Here is a 17851-nt window from a genome sequence, read left to right as displayed (position 1 = left end):
GTGAGGATTGTCATCGCCGGTGTCAGCGGGAGCGGGAAGACCACCATCGGGAAGCTGGTGGCGGAGGAGCTTGGCTGCGAATTCGCGGATGCCGATGCGTTTCATCCGCCGGAGAACATCGCCAAGATGAGTGCGGGTGTCCCGCTGGATGATGGGGATCGCGAGGGGTGGCTAGAGGCGCTGGGGCATCATCTGGCGGATCGAGGCTCGATCGTGCTGGCTTGCTCGGCACTGAAGAAAATCTATCGGGACCGACTGCGTGAGCTTGCGGGACCAATCCGGTTTTTCGTGCTCACTGCGGGGCGTGCGGTGTTGGAAGAGCGTCTAGCCCATCGCGAGCACTTCATGCCGGGCAGCTTGCTGGATTCGCAGCTCAACACGCTGGAACTAGGAGAGGATGTGGAGGAGATCGAGAATGATAGGTCTCCGGAAGAAGTCAGCGAGGTGGTGATCTCCCGCTGCTAGCCTACTCGCGGCTGAGGTGGACAAGCAGCGGCAGATTCGCTTGGATGGGAGGAAAGGCGACCTTCCTTCTTTCCGATGAGAATCCCCCCTCATGTTTGGCTCCTGGCGTCCGGGTTGGCAGTGGGCGCGTTGGCTCATGGGGTATTCCAAAATGAGCCCGAGGCGGCACCGGCGCCATTGGCGACCAAAGCGGCGATCAGGCCGAAGGTTATGGCTGCCGGATTGCTGCCCAGCGACGATACGCTTGAGATTCTCAAGGATCCGAAGTTGCCGGACCGGGTCAGTCGCGTGGCGCTATGGCTTCCCCATGCCTCGCTGGAGGAGGTGCAGGAGTTCTGGAATCATCTGATGGAGAATCCGGCGGTGCCTGACGAGTTGATCGTGCTGGTGATGGCCCGCTGGGTGGCGCTCGATCCTGCGGGTGCCATCAAGGCCAAGCGCCCGGGCTTGGGGCCTTCCCGTGCTTGGGAAGCGTGGGCTTATTCGGATCCAAAAGCAGCGCACCGCGCGGCGGTCGATTCCGGGGATGACCAGATCCAGATGCTGGTGATGCAAGCCATCGCGAGTCGCGATCCCGACTATGTGCTCAAGCTGATGGAGGAGGGTGACATGGCCAGCCGTCGGTCGGCGAGTCGCGTGGTGGACGCCTTTCTGGCCCAGCGCAGCTACGAAAGAGCGATGGATGTCACGCTCCGGTTCAGCTCGGGACTCAACAAGGACAAGATCTTCCGCGAATGGGCCAAGCAGGATGCTGCTGAGGCTCTCAAGTGGGGGCTCCAACAGCCGAAACTGGTGAGCACGATCAACAAGGACGACGAACTCATGCGGGACATCGCCCGTCAGAATGAGGCGGCGGTTCCCGAGATCCTCGCGAAGCTGCCTGCCGGCGATATCAAGCAGCGTCTCCAGGGAGCGTATGTCAAAGCCTTGGCTGAGCGAGATCCGGAGGTGGCCATGCGCTTCGCTTCGGACATTGGCTCACCGCTGTTGCGCGACAATCTGTTAGGGACCATCGGGGCGAGCCTCGCCGGGTCGAAGCCTGAGGCGGCGGCGGGGATTCTTTCCAAACTGCTCGATGAAGGTCGCTCGCTCGGCGAGCACCCGGTCATCGTGTTTTTTCCGGAGGGCTCTCGCCAATGGACCAGCACGGAATCTCCCTTGGATGGTTTCGGGAAGGCGCTGGTGGAGCGCATGCCGGAGCAGGCGCTCGATACGGCGATGCAGAATGCGGAAAAGCCCGCGTATCGAAAGGCGGCGCTCCAACTCGCCGACATGGCGATGGAGCGAGATGCGTGGGACTTCGGAGGTTGGCTTGACCGGCAACCGGCGGGAGGAGTCCGGGATGAGCTGATCCTGCATTTTTCCAGTCATCTGGTGGAGGAGGGAGAGCCGGCGTATGCCGAAGCCTTGTCGTGGGCGGCTGCGATGTCAGATGCCCGGCAGCGTGATGAGCAGCTTTCCGACTTGCTGTCCCGATGGAAGTCAAAGGATCCCGAGGCTTACCGGAAATATGTGGCGGATCCCAAAACACCGGAGGCCATCCGTGCCCTTTCCACCCCAAGCGAATCCCGGTGATGAACAGTTTCCGATGGTCTCAAGTGTTGGTGTTCGTCGCGTCACTCGCGGCGGGATGGGGTGCGATGGCGCTTCGGCGGCCTGAGTCCGCGGTGCCACCGGTGGCTCCGGTTCCACGCGCAGCCACGGGGAATTCCGCCGAGGCGGCGATGGCTCCCTTGCGGGCGGCCAAGGATCGCTGGACGGCGATCCACGCGGCGATCCAGCTTGCGCGCGATATTCCGCCGCAGGAGCGTTTGGCCTGGCTGGATGGAGGTCTCTTCCGGCATCCCGATCCGCTGGTGGTGAAGCTCTTCATGGGGGAGTTGGAAGGGCTGCTTTTCAACGAGGACCCGTATGGCTTCGTGGCGGATGGCATTGCCAAAGGCAGGCGCACGGCCGTGCAGCATCTGGCTCGTCTCGCCGAACAAGATGCCGAGGGACTGATCGATTTCGGAAAGAAGCTGGCGAACCCCGAGCAGGGGCGGCGCATGATGTTCGCGGGGATGAAGGTGCTGGTGGACCGGGACCCCGCCGCCGTGTTGGCCCTTGCGCTTGAGTTTCCGCCGCCGGGCAACGGCGAGCCGGCCGGTGAGATGACGCGCCTGCTCGCAAAGGCGGCCGGTCACGACGGCGAGAAGCTCCTCAATCTGGCCGATCAACGCGGTGACCGATGGCGTGCCCAACTGCGTGCCGCGGCAGCCCAAGCCATGATGACGAAGGATATGGGCAATGCGGTTCGTTGGCTGTCCACCCAGCCGGACGGGGCGCGACTCTATGCGGCTGCCTTTGATCTGGCGGGAGGGATGAGCTTGGAAGAGATGCAGGCGGAATCGAAGCGTGTCGCCGAGCATCTGGGGGACTTTTCCCCGAAGTTCGCTGCCGACTTGAATCGGACGATCCCGGGAGGATGGCCGGGGATTCGAACCAGGGGCTGCGAGGAGCTATGGCTGGCGGCTGATTATTCGCAGCTCGGGTTTTCCAAGAAGCAAACGGCGGATACCCTCAAGTCCGCGCTGGGCGGGCTTTTTTCCCACGATCCGGTGGCGGCCGCCCGATACCTGTCCGAGCACACGGACTTCCCTGCAAAAGCGCGGCAAGAGTTGATCGGCAATCTGGAACAGAGATACGGGGTGACGAGGGAGGAGGTGCCGGCGGAGTTGGCTTCCTTCCTTACGGAGGCGGAGTTCAATCGCCTGAAGGACGCCGGCATGCGGAGTCGCGAGAAAAGCCAGCAGCCCCAGAAAACGCCGACGGTTGCCGACGAGTTTGCCGAAGCAATGAGCGGTCCAGTCGAGGATGCCCTGATGTTGCGTTCGCAATGGACGCCTGCACAAATGGAGGAAGCCGTGGCCTACGTGCGGAACGCGCCGCCGGAGAAGCTGAAGGAGATGGCGGATCGCCTTGTCTATACGGGAAACCCCCTGCAGCCGATCGCCGCGGAGATCTATCGCATGGCGCTGGTCAAGGGAGTGGGTAATGCCACGACAAGCGAGGAGATGATCGAGATTTCCATTCACTGGGGAGGATCCGATCCTACGGCGGCGTCGGCGTGGGCGGAGTCTCTCCCTGCCGGACCGGAACGCCTTTGCGCCGTGCGCAACATCGCCTCGCAGTGGAGCTTCAATGATCCTGCCGCTGCCGAGCGCTGGATCGCAGGGCTGAAGGATGCCAGCGAGGCAAAGGAAGCCCGGCAGGCGGTGAAGCTCGCGGTGGAGAAAAGCAGGTAGGAGCGCTGTCGGGGCAGCCGGTTGATGTGCGGGCGATTCGCGGTTAGAACGCCTGCCGCATGACCATTCTCATCACTGGCGGCAATGGCGGGCTCGGGTCCGGCATCGGGCGCTATTTCCTGGAAAAAGATCCCGAGGCCAAGGTGTGGCTCGGAGTTCGTAGCAATCGTTCCCAAGCCGAGGCACTGGCCGCGGAGTTTTCCGGTCGCTGTGGCTTGGTCGATCTCGAGGTGACCTCGAAGGAAAGCTGGGAGAATGCTGTGGCTGCGATCCTCGAAGCCGATGGCCGGCTCGATGTGCTCGTGAACAATGCCGGATTGCACCGGGACCACTTGCTCGCCACGATGCCGGATGAGGCGTGGACTTCGGTGATCTCGGCGAACCTCGATGCGGTCTTCCTTGGCTGTCGCGCGGTGATCCGGCCGATGATGGGGCAGCGCTTCGGGCGCATCATCAATATCTCCTCCCTCAGCGCGATCCTGCCGCCGCTGGGCCAGACGAACTACGCCGCGGCGAAGGCCGGGGTGGTGGCCCTGACGCAGACGCTGGCGAAGGAGGTCGCGCGGGCTGGGATCACGGTGAATGCGATTTTACCCGGCTACATCGCGACCGAGGCGCTGGCCCACATGGACGAGGAAGCTGCAAAACGCGCGAAAGCGGGCATTCCGATGCGCCGTTTCGGCACCCCTGCCGAGGTGGCATCCGCGGTGCTGTTTCTCGCTTGCCACGATGCGGGCTACGTCACAGGGTCCGCCCTGAAAATCGACGGCGGCATTTTCTAACAGTTTAATAATCATGGCTCAAGGCGCGGAACTCCGGCAAAAAATCAAGGAAGTGATGGTCGAGGAATTGATGCTCGACTTCGATGCAGGGGAGATCGCCGATGAAACCGCGATCTTCGGTGCCGGTGGGCTTGGATTGGATTCCGTGGATGCGCTCCAGCTGGTCGTGGCCATCGAGAAGCATTTCGGCCTGAAGATCGCCGACGCCGAGAAGGCGAAGGGCGTGCTGCAAAGCGTGGAGACCATCGCGAAGGCGATCGAGGAGAAGGGTTGAACCTGATCCTGTCAGATGCCGGGGGAAAGGGCCCGCGATGAAGAAGTGGCTGCTCTTTCTGGCGAAGCTGGCTTTTACCGTGGGCTGCCTGTGGTGGGCCCTGTCCGGGCAGCGTCTTGAGGAATCCGCTTCGTTTTGGCCAAAGAATCCAGAGTGGACGTGGGCGCTGGCTGCGATCGCGCTCGGGGGTGTGACGGTGTTCCTATCGGCCTTCCGCTGGTGGCTGTTGCTGGTGGCGCAAGGGATTCCGGTCGGCCTGTGGCGGGTGAGCCAGCTCACGCTGATCGGCGGGCTTTTCAATCTGATGGGCGTCAGCAGCGTCACGGGTGACGCGGCGAAGATCTTCCTGCTGATCCGCGATCATCGGGAGCAGAAGCTGGCCATCACCATGTCGGTGCTGGTGGATCACCTGGTGGGCCTGGTGGCGATGGCGCTGACTTTCTTCGCGGTCACTGCGGGCCGCTTCCAAGCGGTGGAATCGCAGAGCGAACTGGGAAAGACGGCGATCAAGTTCGGCTGGGTGTATTTCAGCGGTGGCTTGGCCATGGTCGGGCTGATGTTCGTGATGGCCAGCCCGTGGGTGAACGACCGGATCCACAAGCGCGTCACGAATCCGCGGATCGCCAAGATGCGGAAAGTCCCGGACATCTACGATGTCTTCCGGAAGAAGTGGAAGCTGGTGCTGCCTGCGCTGGCGGCCAGCGTTGTGATGCTGCCGATCTACTACGCCACTTTCTGGTGCGGTGTCCGTTTTGTCGGCAGCGATACCGGGTTCGTTTCGGTTTTCGCCGCGATGCCGGTGGTGGATGCGGCGAGTGCGATGCCGGTTTCGATTTCGGGCATCGGGGTCCGCGAGATTGCGCTGAAGACGCTAATGAGCGATCTGGTCGGGCTTGAACCGGGGATTTCGGTGCTCGGGTCCTTGGTCGGATTTGCGACCGGAACGCTGTTCTGGGCGTTTGCCGGAGGTCTGCTATTCTTGCGCCCGTCCAACCGGACATCGATGAAGGAAATCGAGGAAACCACCCAAGAAGCGGAAGCATGAGCGGCATGCCACCCAACTCCGGCCACGATCCGGGACTGGCGGTCTGCCTGTCCTCGTCGTTTTTCGGCTACTATGCCCACCTCGGCGTCTTGAATGCGATGGAGGAGGCGGGCTTGCGGCCTGGGCGGATCGCGGGCGCCTCTGCCGGGGCGATGGCGGGCGGATTGTGGGCGGCGGGTTTGCGGGGCAAGGAGCTGGGGAAGGTGATCTACGACTTCCATTTCCGCCGGGCGTTCTTCGATCTCGGGGCTTTTTACCGCTGGCCGGGAATTCTCACGGGGCTTGCCGGAGCGGGGCTGCTTTCCGGGGTGCGGCTGCGCCGTTACCTCGGGCGGGTCCTCGGTGAACGGCGGATCGAGGATTTGCGGAGCCCGCGGCTGGAAATCGCGGTCGCCAATCTCACGAAATCGCAGAGCGAGATTCGGAGCCGAGGCCCGCTGATTGATTTCATCATCGCGAGCTGTGCGATGCCGGTGCTGTTCCAGCCGCAGAAGATTGAGGGAGAGGAGTTTCTCGATGGCGGGGTGGCGAATGAAACGCCGTTTGACCACTGGCTTGAAGACCCGCTGATCCACACGATCGTCGTCCATCGCATCCGCCATGCTTCGGGGATGAAGGGACTGCCGTGGCGGACGCCCGGCGGAATTATGGGGGACTGCCACCGCTTGGTTTCCGGGGAGTTGCTGCGCCGCCGGATCGACGAGGCTGAGATGGCGGGGAAGCGGCTGATTCTTTTGGAAACCGGGCACGATCATCCGGGGCTGCTCCATGGCGGGAAGTCCCGCAGTTTCTTTGCTGCGGGGGAGGAGACGTTCCGGCGCTCGCCGCTGGCGATGGTGCCAGCGCGGACTGGGCGAGAAATTCCCCTTTCCCCCGCGGAAAGGGCGTCCTAGCGTCCGCCCGACATGAGCGGCTGCCACGGACCCCAGATGAAAATGGATCCCGCCCTGCACCAGGACAAGAAACCGTCCTGGATCAAGGTGCGCCTGCCCAACAACCCGGTTTTCTGGTCCACCAAGTCGCTGATTACCGACCTCAAGCTGGTGACCGTGTGCGAGGAGGCCCAGTGCCCGAACCGTTGGGAATGCTGGGGACAGGGCACGGCGACCTTCATGATCGCCGGTGAGAAGTGCACCCGCGCCTGCGGCTTCTGCGCGGTGAAGACCGCCAAGCCCGATGCGCTGGAGGGCGACGAGCCCTACCGCGTGGCTGAGGCGACGCGCCGCATGAAGCTCCGCCACGTGGTGATCACCGCGGTGGCCCGTGACGATCTCAAGGACGGTGGTGCCGAGCATTTCCAGCAGACCATCGAAGCGGTGCGCGCGATGAACCCCGGCATCGTCATCGAGGTGCTGGTGCCCGATTTCAACGACCGTGACTGGGCGCTCCAGATGGTGATGGATGCGCGCCCGCACATCTTCAACCACAACCTCGAAACGGTCGAACGGCTCACGCCGTTGGTCCGCTCGCGCGCCAAGTATCATCGCAGCCTCGCGGTGCTGAAGAAGGCGAAGGCAATGGTGAATGGCAAGGTCGCCAGCAAGAGCGGCATCATGCTCGGCCTTGGCGAGACCCGCGATGAGATCCTGCGGGCGATGGATGATTTGTTAGAGGCTGACGTGACCGTGTTGACCATGGGTCAGTATTTGCGTCCGACTCCGCGTCACTTGCCGGTGGTGGAATACATTGAGCCGGCTGCGTTCGATGAGTTGAAGCAGATCGCGATTGCGAAGGGCTTCCGACATGTCGCGAGTGGTCCACTGGTGCGCAGCTCGTATCACGCCGCTGATTTCCGTCCGGAGCTCGATATCATGGATGAGATCGAGAAGGCCGCGCCGACGCGTGGTCTCGACTTGCAACCGGAAGACCTGCCTATCCCTGCTGCGAAGGCGGCGTTGGTGAAGGCGTCGGTGGCTTAAGCGCGGGCTGACGGCGGTGCCAGGGATTCTCCCGACTCGAAGTCCGCTCGAGGCTGGCGCTGGTCGGGAGTGAGCGGTTTTCCTTCCACCCAGGTTGTTAGAGCGGATGCCAGCCGTTTGATCGGAAAGCGGAAGCAAGCGAGCTTTGGGACAAACCAGTCGGCCTCCATTTGTTCATTCAAGAGGATGACCGACAGGTCTTCCGGAATGCGGACGCCGAGTTTCGACAGCAGACAGCTGGCGGTGACGAGTTCCTTCCAATCGAGGAATACGAGTGCGGTCGGGGCGGTGCGGGCGAATGCCGTTTCCATCATTCGCCATGTGACCTCCGGGGTCATGTATTCGCTTTCCGGCGTGTGATAGGAGGCCACGTAGATCACGCCTGCGGCTTCCAAGCGCTTACTCACCACGTCCTTGATCGAGGCGGCGAAGGTCGGCGGACGCTGGCAGAGTGGCAGTACGATTTGCCGATGTCCGAGCGCGATCAGCCGCTCCATGGCCTCGTCCACCATCATCGATGACTTGAGGCCGATGGCCGGGATCGAGTGCCCCTGTGTGATGCCTCCGAGGAATAGCATCCGTGCACTTCGCCGTTCGGCCCATTCGGCAATCACCGGCCGACCGAAGACGGCGATCATGGAAGTCTCGGTGTCGACCGGCAGCAGGTCATCCCAAGAGCGGCGAGGGGTTTTCGCATGGACGAAATCGATGGTGCGGAATTCCACGCTCCAGCCCAGCTCTGCGACCCGGCGGCGAGTGGCGTCGATCACCTTGCGGGTGGTATCCGGCAGGTCGCCCAGTTCCTCGTGAGTCACGAAGATCAGCCGCCGGTCTCGGTGAGGCTTCATTTCGGCGACGCGCCGGGGGTCATGACGGATACGGAAAGCTTTCCGATCCCCCGGATGCTCCAGCCATCCCTGCTCCACCAGCAGGGCGAGGGCGGCCGTGACGGTGGGCTGGCTCACACCGGTTTCCGCAGCCAGCACGCGGGAGCCGGGAAGGCGTCCGCTCCAGCGCCCGATGGCGATTTCCGTCTTGATCGCGTCCGCCGCCATCTCCGCGGCCGTCTTGCGCTCGATCCTTGCCATGGGCTGACCGGCTACATCGCGATCCGGAGTCTGCAAAGATGAAATTGGCAGATTTTCGAGTGCTGATGTCCTTCAGGATCAAAATTTGTCTGACATCCTGCGGCAAATGCCTCGTTGGAGACCGGTTGCTGCCGGTTTTCGGGGCATGACCTCGAACCAAAAAAGCTCCCATGAAGATCTCTGTGTTTCTTGCACCCGCGTGTGTTCTGCTCAGTCCGACCTTGCATGCGCAGGTGGCATCGGTCGCCAGCGGCGATTGGACGACGGCCACCGTTTGGTCGGACAGCACCGCTCCCGCAGCGGGCAAAACCTATCAGGTCACCTCAGGCTTCACGGTGGATTCGCCGGTGGGAGCCAATAATTCCACGACCACCTTCGCCGGGGACTCGCTGTCCCTGCAGGGAGGGGGGATCCTGAGGCTGCGCCATACTGCCAGCGGAGGGAATACCACGGTGACGATCAATCCGAAGCCGCTGAGCCTGGGGGCTGGGGGCACCTTGCAGAGCTACAGTACTTCGCTGGGCAACGTGGTCCGGAATGTTCCGAGCGCCATCGATGTCGGTGCCTCGGGAAGCGTGAACTTCACGATCCAGTCCGACAATACCTCGGCCTATACGAACCGGCTGAACTTGCAGGGCGTGCTGTCGGGCTCGGCGAATATTGACCTGAAGGGCGTGCTCCAAGGCCAGACCGGTGAGCGGCGGACCTTGTCCGTCAGCAACGCCGCGAACACCCTTAGCGGAAACTGGACGGTGGAGGGGACGAATACCACGGACAATGCCCGCCGTTTGTTCTTGGAGGCTGCGGCCACCAATGCGCTGGGCAGTGGCAGCGTGACGCTGAACACGAGGTCGCAACTGCGGGTCGCTTCAGCTGGCTCGATCGATGCCACCGGCGGAATCACGCTCGCAACCGCGACCTCCAACCTGCAGTTGCAGAACGCGGGCGGATGGGTGAATCCGGCTGCTTTCCTTACCGTCAATGGAGGAGCCGTCGCCCTGGGCACGGGAGCCAGCAGTGTCGGGTCGCTCAGCGGCACCGGCGGAAGCATCACCGGCGAGGGACCTTCCTCCGCCCTCACGGTCAACCAGACCACCAACGGAACGTATGCCGGTTCCCTGACCTTCTCTGCGGGAAATGGTCTGGCCTTCACCAAGGGTGGTGCTGCCGATCTTCAGCTCACGGGTGCGATCAATGCCGCGGTGCCGATTACCTTGAACAATGGCGGGCTGGGAATCGGGAGCGGGACGCTGGCCTCGCTGACTCAAAATGGCGGCTCGCTGCAGCTTGCCTTGGGAACCGCTCCCACCATCGCGGGCAACTACACGCGGACCGCCGGTGGCATCGCGGTGCAGGTGAGTTCGCCGCCTGATCTGGGCACGCCCTATACGGTGGTGACCTACCAAGGCACCTTGACCGGCAGTCCTCCGGTGACCGTCGGCGGCCTGGGTGGCAGCCGTCTCAATCCAGCAGTGAACTACGGCAGTGGTAGTAATTCGGCGATCACCGTTACTTTCTCCGGCACCGCGGGCTCGCTGGCGTGGAAGGGATCACCCGGTGGCACGTGGGACGTCAATACCTCCAGCAACTGGACCAACGGCGGCAGCCCCGACAAATTCTTCCAGTTCGACCACGTCAGCTTCACCGATGGCGCGACGGGCACCACCAGTGTGGTGCTGAACGACATGGTCACGCCGGGGTCGGTGACCTTCGATCACTCCACGAAAAGCTATTCGCTCAGTGGCAGCGGTGCGATCAGCGGGGTGACCAACCTCGTCAAATCCGGCACCGGGACGCTGACGCTTGCCACGAACAACAACTACACCGGCGAGACCGTGATCAATGCGGGCACGGTGCAGGTTGGTTCGGGTGGTACTGCTGGCAGCCTCGGCACGGGGGCGGTGATCAACGACGGCACGCTCGCCTTCAACCGCTCCGATGCGGTCACGATCGCCAACGCGATCTCGGGCATGGGTTCGCTTTCCCAACTCGGCGCCGGCACCGTCGTTCTCACCGCGGACAACAGCTACACGGGCGCGACGACGGTGAATGCCGGGAGGACTTTGCAAGTGGGTAATGGCGGAGCGGCGGGTTCGCTCGGTGACACCACGGCGGTCACCAACAATGGCACGATCACCTTCAATCGCAGCGGAACCTTCACGGTGACGCCTCCGATCACCGGCAGCGGTGCGCTGATCCAGAACGGCCCCGGCACGGTTATCCTCGCGGGAGACGCTGGCTACACCGGCACCACCACCATTGCCGCGGGCACGCTTCAAGTCGGAGCGAATGATGTTACCGGCTCGCTCCTGGGGCCGGTGGTGGACCATGGCACCCTGGCCATCAGCCGCTTCGATGATATCAATTTCGCGAACGTGATCTCCGGCTCCGGTTCGGTCACCCACAATGGCTCGGGCACCCTCCGGCTGACCGGTGCGAACACCTATGCAGGCACCACCGGTGTGAGCGGGGGTGGCACGCTGGTCCTGGATTCCACGGGTTCGTCGATTCCGGCCGGCACTGGGATTGTTCTCAGCAATGGCTCGCTCGACTTCACGAATCTGAACCTGACCGTGCCATCGTTCACGAAAGCTCCGTCAGGCGGTGCGAACGTCTATGCCCAACCGGGCAAGACTCTCACTGTCCAAGGCAGTGCCAATCTCCTGATCAACCAAGGTGGGCTCAATCTCGCGATCGACTCCTTCGTCTTCAACAATCCGATCGGCAGCTTCAATGCGGTGACCACGGCCAGCGGCGGCAGCGCTTCCGTCAATGCCGCGGTTCAGAACAACACCATCACCGCCGCAACGTTCGGGATCGGAAATGGTGGCCCCGGTGGATCCGGTGTCTCGTCGAATGCTTCGGTGACGCTGGGCCAGGCGAACGTCATCCATGCGGACACCATCGCGATTGGCACGAACCAAGCGCAGAGCGGCAGCTGCTCGCTGTTAGGCTCCGGGGGCGTTGGCGCTTCACTGGCGATTCGCGGCGCCGCCGGCGGCTCGACCCGCGCGAACATGACCGTGGGCTACAAGACGGGCTCGGACTATGCGGGCGGCAGCGCGACGGTCGATGTCACCGGTGAAGGTAGCACGCTTGATGCGCTCCTTGGCACACTGGTCATCGGTCGCCACGACACGGGCGCGGGCAACTTCAACAATGCGACCAGCGGCACGTTTGCCTTCACTGGCGGCACGCTGGATGCCACGGCGATCCAGCTCGCGATTGCGGGAGCTCCCAACAACAAGACCGCCAATGGCACGCTCACGACCTACGGTGGCACGATCAAGACCGGCACGCTGACGCTGGTGCAGGACAGCGGCGGTGCGATGGGTACTGCCAATGTGAACCTCGAAGAGGCTGGCATCCTCGAAGCCACCACGGTCACCGGCCAGGTCGCCACGAACGCGCTCATCCATCTGCAAAACGGCGCCACCTTCCGCAACACTTCCGGAAGCAACCTGACCGTGACGGGAACCACGCTCGACGTGCCGGCGACGTCCACGGCCGCGCTGGCAATCGGTGCGCCGCAGCAGGCGAGCTTCGATGGTGGCAGCGCCTTCAAGCTTCACTATGACAGCTCGGCTTCCACCTGTGGGAAGCTCACCGTTTCCGGTGCCGTGACGCTGGGTGCGAATGCGGTGCTTTCCCTGGTGGATGACAATGGCGCACCGGTGGCATTCACCGTGGGCCAGAAGTTCGTGCTGCTCGATTACTCGGCTGGCAGCCTCACCGGTACCTTCACCGGGCTCGCTGATGGGGGGATGCTTGCGGTGGGCAGCCAGCTCTTCGTGGTCGATTACAACGATCCGGCCTATGCGGGCAAGGCGGTGACGCTGACGGTGCCAGCAGCCAACACGTTCACCACGTGGTCCGCGATCAACGCCGGGGGCGAGGGTGCGGATGGAGACTACGACAAGGATGGAGTGGCGAATGCGGTCGAGTACCTGATGGGTCAGACCGGCTCGACCTTCACGCCGAATCCGCAGGTGGTGAACGGCAAGGTCACGTGGCCGAAGGATGCGCTGGCGCTGGCATCCTGGGCGGTGCAGACCTCGAGCAATCTCGCGGCGGAAGGACAGCCCGGAGGCTGGACGAATGCGGTGGTTGGCGTTGCCGATCTGGGCACGTCGATCGAGTTCACGCTACCGGCCGGCAATCCGAAGGTCTTCGCCCGTCTCAAAGTGACCGTTCCCTGACAAGTTCCCCGGGTACTACGAGGTCCCCGGCCACAAGGCCGCGGGTTCCGGTGACTTCCCGGAGCGGGTTTCCGGGAGGTCACCGGACAAATTTTAGTGAATAATCGTCATCTTTCGATCTGTTTCCTGTCACGTGAATCGCCGCCAGTTCCATCGTCTGCTTCTTGGCTCCGCTGCTTTTGTCCCGTTCTCTGTCCACGCCATTGAAGGAAAGCAGTTTCCGGCGGCTGAGGCTTTGGTGCGCCGGTTGTTGGGAGAGGTGGCTGTGCGCTGCGAGAAAATCGAAGGTGAGGTCGATGCGTGGACGCTCGATCGCGATGGCGACACGCTGGTTTTGAGAGGCACCTCGCCGGTGGCCATTGCCGCGGCATTGAATGACTGGCTGCGCCATGAGGCGAAGCGGCAGCTCTCGTGGACGGGCGAATACCTCGATCTTCCTGCCAAGCTTCCTTTGCCGGACAAGCCGCGTTCGGCGAAGGCATCACTGCCGCATCGGGTGGCGTACAATTTCTGCACCTACGGCTACACGATGGCGTGGTGGGATTGGTCGCAGTGGGAACGCGAACTCGATTTCCTGGCGCTGCAGGGGGTGAACATGCCACTGGCGATGGTAGGCCACGAGTGCGTCTGGCGCGCGGCGATGACGCGGCTCGGGATGAGTGACCTGGCGGTGCGTTCGTTCCTGTGCGGGCCGAATTTCCTGCCGTGGCAGTTCATGGCGAATATCGAGAGCTGGGCTGGCCCGATGCCGGAGTCGTGGCTGGAAAGCCATCTCGATCTCGGCCGGAAGATCTTCGCGCGGATGCGTGAGCTGGGCATGACGCCGATTGTGCCCGGATTCACGGGTTATGTGCCGGTGGCACTAAAGGAACTGAAGCCGGATGCGAAGATCTTTCTCAAGCGCTCGTGGTTCGGTTTTCCGGGCACGGCGCAGCTTGATCCTTCGGACCCCTTGTTTGCGGAGATCAGCGGGATTTTCGTCGAGGAGAACCGTCGGCTTTTCGGTGAGGCGCATTGTTATGCGTGCGATGTCTTCCATGAGAGCAAGCCGCCGACGAATGATCCGGCTTACCTCGACTCGGTGGGAAAGACATTGATCGGCGCGCTGACCAAGGCCGATCCCCAGGCGAAGATCGCGATGCAGACGTGGACGCTTTACGAGCCGATCGTGAAGGCGATCCCGCAGGACCGGCTGCTGTTGTTAGATCTGGATGGCCGCCGCAAGGATTATTGGGGCTATCCCTACGTGTCCGGGGTGATCCACAACTTCGGCGGGCGTGTTTATCTTGGCGGGAATTTGTCCAAGTCGCTGGACTTCGACCGCCACGCAACGCGCGAGGATTTCAAGAATTGCCAGGGGCTCGGTGTCTTCTGTGAAGGCAGCCACTCGAACTCGCCGATCTACATGGCGGCACTGGAAGGGGCCTTCCGCGTGCCGGGTGCGGTACAAGATCCGGCGGGGTGGTTGAGGACTTGGGCGCAGTCGCGTTTTGGAGTGGAGGAGGGGCCGGCGATTGATGCGTGGGTCTCGACGTTGGATCATGTGTACGATGCCCGTAGCGGTGCGTCCTATCAATCGGGAGAGACGCCTTTCTGCATGCGTCCGACGCTGAACGGGAAGTCGAGTTCTCCGTCGGCGGGTTCGTTCTCGCGGAGCTATGCGCTGCCGAAGTTGTGGGCGGCGTGGAAGCTGCTCGCGCAAGATTCCGGCCGGCTCGGCAAGCTTGATACTTACCGTTACGATCTGATCGATTGGGGGCGTCAGGCTTTGGCGGACCTTGGCGTGATGCTTCACCGCGAATTGCGTGATGCCTATTCGCAAGGGAAGGTCGAGGAGTTCAGGAAGGTTGCCGCGAGTTTCCTGGAGCTTGGCCGGGATCTGGATCGCTTGCTTGGCGCACGCCGGGAGTTCCGGCTCGGTGCCTGGCTGGCAGATGCCCGTCGCTGGGGGAAGAACGAGGCCGAGAAGCGCTTGCTGGAACGCTCGGCCCGGATGCTCGTCACGCTGTGGGGGCCGAACACGCAGGTGCAGGTGAACTTCGACTACTCGAACCGCCAGTGGAACGGGCTGTTAGGAAGCTTTTACCTCGGGCGATGGGAGAAGTATCTCGCCTTCCTCAGTAGTGAGCTTGCGAAGCCGGTGGGCGAGCGGATCGATGATTCAAAGCTGCTCAAGGTCTATGGCCGCCCTGGACTGGACGATCATCCGTTCTTCAAGGAACTCGCCGCGTGGGAGTGGAATTGGGCTGATACGTGCGAGGGGAATTTCACTCCGGATCCGGAAGGTGATCCGCTCGCGTTGAGTGCGGAAATCATCCGCAAGTATGACGCTCTCGTCGAGCGGTCGGTCTCACCGCTGCGCCAGACGAGCTTGCCCGATGATTCCTATTTCCTCGGTGACTGGACCAGCGGAGTGCTGTCCACCTCGTGGCAAAAGAAGAAATGGCCACTGGAGGGCAAGCTTTCCGAAGGCGGGAAGTTCCGGGTGACCTTCCGCTACGTCACCGGCTACAACCGCTGCGACGTGAGGCAGGTGAAGCTGCTGCACAAGGGGCAGGTCGTTTCGACCGATGCCCATGAAGGCCGCACCGGGCATCAGCATACCGACAACGTCTGGGTGCTGGAGTTTCCCAATGTCACGCAGGCCGAGGGGCTCGAACTTGAAGCCGAAATCCGCAGCGACGGCGGCTCCGATTCAAACGGAGTCATCTTTGCCGAACGCCAACCCTGATCAATCATGCACCGCTGGATCATTCCATTCGCACTTGTTTCCACCGCTACCGCGGAAACTCCGGTTTTCTCGCCGGTACTGCGGGAGTCGTACTTGTCCGAGGCCCGGGCGAAAATTTCGGAAGCCGCTTCGCCAGAGTTGATGACCTGGCTCGATGGCCATCCGGCGATCCTGAGCGGTTTGCTGACCAGTTCCGATCCGGTTCCGGCGTATCATGTGGCGCAGCTTGATGCGTTGCGCCGCGAACTCGGGACTGAACGTTCGGAACGCTATGCCTCGCTGATTCTCGCCGCGTCGTTGGGTGCTCCTGAATCCGAGTCGGCCGTTCCCAAGTCTCCGGACGTGCGGGTGGCAGCGGTGGCCGCTCATTTGAAAACGGCCGGGCTTTCGGTGCTTCAGGCCCGGGAGATGGGGGACGAGCTTTTCAAGGCCGCGAAGGTTGCTGCACCGGACAAGCGTGAGGCGGCGGCATTCTGGGAAGAGCTGGCGCATGCGACCGGCACCTATCCTCGGCGCGAGAACATGGCTCTCGCGGATTCATTGAAGCTGTTGATCGAGCGCTACGAGACGAAGCTTGAATCGTTCAACAGCGGGCCGCAGTGGCCGCTTTATCTGATCGATCAAGCGCCGTGGCCGCTGCTGGCACCTTTGCGGCAGACCTTGCCGCGGAGCGAGGCTGACTACCTGTGGGATCACTTCCGTGGGGAGACTCCGTATGCCGATGGCTCGCGTTGGAAGACTTATGCCCGCTACTCGTGGGACTATGACCGGGTGCCTGCGGTACGTTGGAAGGTCAGTCCGTTCCATCCGAACTCGATTCCGCGCATTGCGGAGGATGGTGGTGTCTGTGGCCGGCTTTCGACGCTGGGCCAATTCTCCTGCGCGGCGCTCGGCAAGCCGGCGGTGGGCATGTATCAGCCGGGGCATCGAGCCATGCTTTCCTACAACCGCGATTCCGCGGGCCTGTGGTTTGCGAAGTTGGAGCAAAGCATTACCAGCCCAGATCATTCGACCTCGCAGTGGTTCTTGCCTGCGCCACAGGGTCAGCGGGTTAGTGGCAATGAGGAGTCTGGCGTGAAGGTCGGAGTCGAGTGGCATGTGGCGCTCAATCTGGCGATGAATATGGGCGTTGGACGCTGGCAGGACGCGCGCATCGCTCTTTTCTCCGCGCGGCGCTTGCATGTGAAGGACCCGTCCGCGGCGTTGCAGTTGGTGGAGGAGGCGACAGCGTTGAATCCGTATCTACTGGAGGCATGGTATCAACTTGCGGATTGGTCGCGCGGTGACCTGAAGGCGACCAATGCCCTGCTCTCGCGCTTTGACACGCTGCTGCTTGATCCCTCGAAAGCAGCGGAGGAGCATGCCGATCTGTCGGCAGACACGGATTTCAACGACGTGAAACCCGTCAAAGGTGGAGCTGATCCCAAGAGGGAGTCGACGCTCATTGCGAATGTCGTAGGCCCGCTGATCGCCGAGGCTGCCTATGCGCCCGTGCTGGAGGACAAGTCACGCCGGACCGCCGCCTATGGTTTGCTGAAGCAAGAGATCGCGCGTCGCGAGTCGCTGAAGATGCCGTATGGCGCGGCGATTCGTGAGCTGGAGCTCAAGTTCGAGGTGGCGGTGGATGGGCCGCGCGCCGCGCAGCAGCGGCTAGAGAAGCGACTGGTTGATTTGCTCAAGCTGGACCCGAAGCGGCGTGGCAAGGCGGCGCCCGATTGGCTTGGCGAGCTTTCCGCCGTGGCAGGTGGCTTGCCGGACGCAAAGGACCGCGCCGAGTGGTTCGCCCGGCTGCAGCAGGGTATTCCCACGGAGATCGCGGTCACGAAGGCGAAGGATGGAAAGGTCCAGCCGGATGCCGTTTTCAAGGGCCTCCACGATCTCCAGGTCCGTGAGTTCCGTTCGCTCGGAAAGGCCGGGCAGAAGGAGCTGAAGCGTCTCAATGACGCCTGGGCGGCGGCTATCACCATTTGAGTCCCTGAAACGCGCCTCGCGAGAAACTCCTTTGGCGGCAGCTCCCACAGAGAAATGGGGAAGGTTTAGAAACCTGAAATGAAAGGGGGGATT

The 17851-nt window shown here is 62.5% G+C and carries 12 protein-coding genes; 11 read left to right on the top strand and 1 reads right to left on the bottom strand.

What is annotated here, in order from left to right:
• The 8 genes from WKV53_RS03290 to lipA all read left to right on the top strand — a co-directional run bounded on the left by WKV53_RS03290 (position 1) and on the right by lipA (position 7769).
• Positions 1-465, top strand: coding sequence for a gluconokinase (locus tag WKV53_RS03290; RefSeq protein WP_341402922.1), 465 nt, complete (start codon positions 1-3; stop codon positions 463-465).
• Between the two features lie 75 nt (positions 466-540).
• Positions 541-2040 (top strand): hypothetical protein, encoded by a 1500-nt coding sequence (locus WKV53_RS03285; RefSeq protein WP_341402921.1) that lies wholly within the window; start codon positions 541-543, stop codon positions 2038-2040.
• Positions 2040-3749: a hypothetical protein gene (locus tag WKV53_RS03280; RefSeq protein ID WP_341402920.1), complete on the top strand. Its 1710-nt coding sequence runs from the start codon at positions 2040-2042 to the stop codon at positions 3747-3749. The genes WKV53_RS03285 and WKV53_RS03280 overlap by 1 nt, the downstream gene beginning before the upstream one ends.
• A gap of 59 nt (positions 3750-3808) precedes the next feature.
• Complete coding sequence (locus tag WKV53_RS03275; RefSeq protein ID WP_341402919.1) at positions 3809-4531, top strand: SDR family oxidoreductase; 723 nt, start codon at positions 3809-3811, stop codon at positions 4529-4531.
• Between the two features lie 13 nt (positions 4532-4544).
• Positions 4545-4805 (top strand): acyl carrier protein, encoded by a 261-nt coding sequence (locus WKV53_RS03270; protein ID WP_341402918.1) that lies wholly within the window; start codon positions 4545-4547, stop codon positions 4803-4805.
• 37 nt (positions 4806-4842) lie between these two features.
• A complete protein-coding gene (locus WKV53_RS03265) occupies positions 4843-5850 on the top strand; it encodes a lysylphosphatidylglycerol synthase transmembrane domain-containing protein (RefSeq protein WP_341402917.1) in 1008 nt (335 codons plus the stop codon).
• 5 nt (positions 5851-5855) lie between these two features.
• Entirely contained in the window at positions 5856-6743 is an 888-nt protein-coding gene (locus WKV53_RS03260) for a patatin-like phospholipase family protein (RefSeq protein WP_341402916.1), read from the top strand.
• Between the two features lie 12 nt (positions 6744-6755).
• Positions 6756-7769, top strand: coding sequence for a lipoyl synthase (gene lipA / locus WKV53_RS03255; protein WP_341402915.1), 1014 nt, complete (start codon positions 6756-6758; stop codon positions 7767-7769).
• On the opposite strand, the gene WKV53_RS03250 is transcribed toward lipA, so the two are convergent.
• Complete coding sequence (locus WKV53_RS03250; RefSeq protein WP_341402914.1) at positions 7766-8857, bottom strand: substrate-binding domain-containing protein; 1092 nt, start codon at positions 8855-8857, stop codon at positions 7766-7768. The two genes, lipA and WKV53_RS03250, sit on opposite strands and share 4 nt — an antisense overlap.
• A gap of 170 nt (positions 8858-9027) precedes the next feature.
• On the opposite strand from WKV53_RS03250, the gene WKV53_RS03245 reads away from it, so the two are divergent.
• From WKV53_RS03245 to WKV53_RS03235, 3 genes are all read left to right on the top strand, one after another.
• The gene (locus WKV53_RS03245; RefSeq protein WP_341402913.1) at positions 9028-13056 is read left to right on the top strand and encodes a beta strand repeat-containing protein; all 4029 of its coding nucleotides are present in this window, start codon (positions 9028-9030) and stop codon (positions 13054-13056) included.
• Positions 13057-13189: 133 nt separating this feature from the next.
• Complete coding sequence (locus WKV53_RS03240; RefSeq protein WP_341402912.1) at positions 13190-15787, top strand: alpha-N-acetylglucosaminidase; 2598 nt, start codon at positions 13190-13192, stop codon at positions 15785-15787.
• A gap of 6 nt (positions 15788-15793) precedes the next feature.
• The gene (locus tag WKV53_RS03235; RefSeq protein ID WP_341402911.1) at positions 15794-17758 is read left to right on the top strand and encodes a hypothetical protein; all 1965 of its coding nucleotides are present in this window, start codon (positions 15794-15796) and stop codon (positions 17756-17758) included.
• Positions 17759-17851: the final 93 nt, after the last annotated feature.

The sequence above is a fragment of the Luteolibacter sp. Y139 genome (assembly GCF_038066715.1).
Classification (GTDB): domain Bacteria; phylum Verrucomicrobiota; class Verrucomicrobiia; order Verrucomicrobiales; family Akkermansiaceae; genus Haloferula; species Haloferula soli.
Note: the sequence above shows the minus strand (reverse complement) of the source record. Positions and strands in the feature narration are given on the sequence as shown.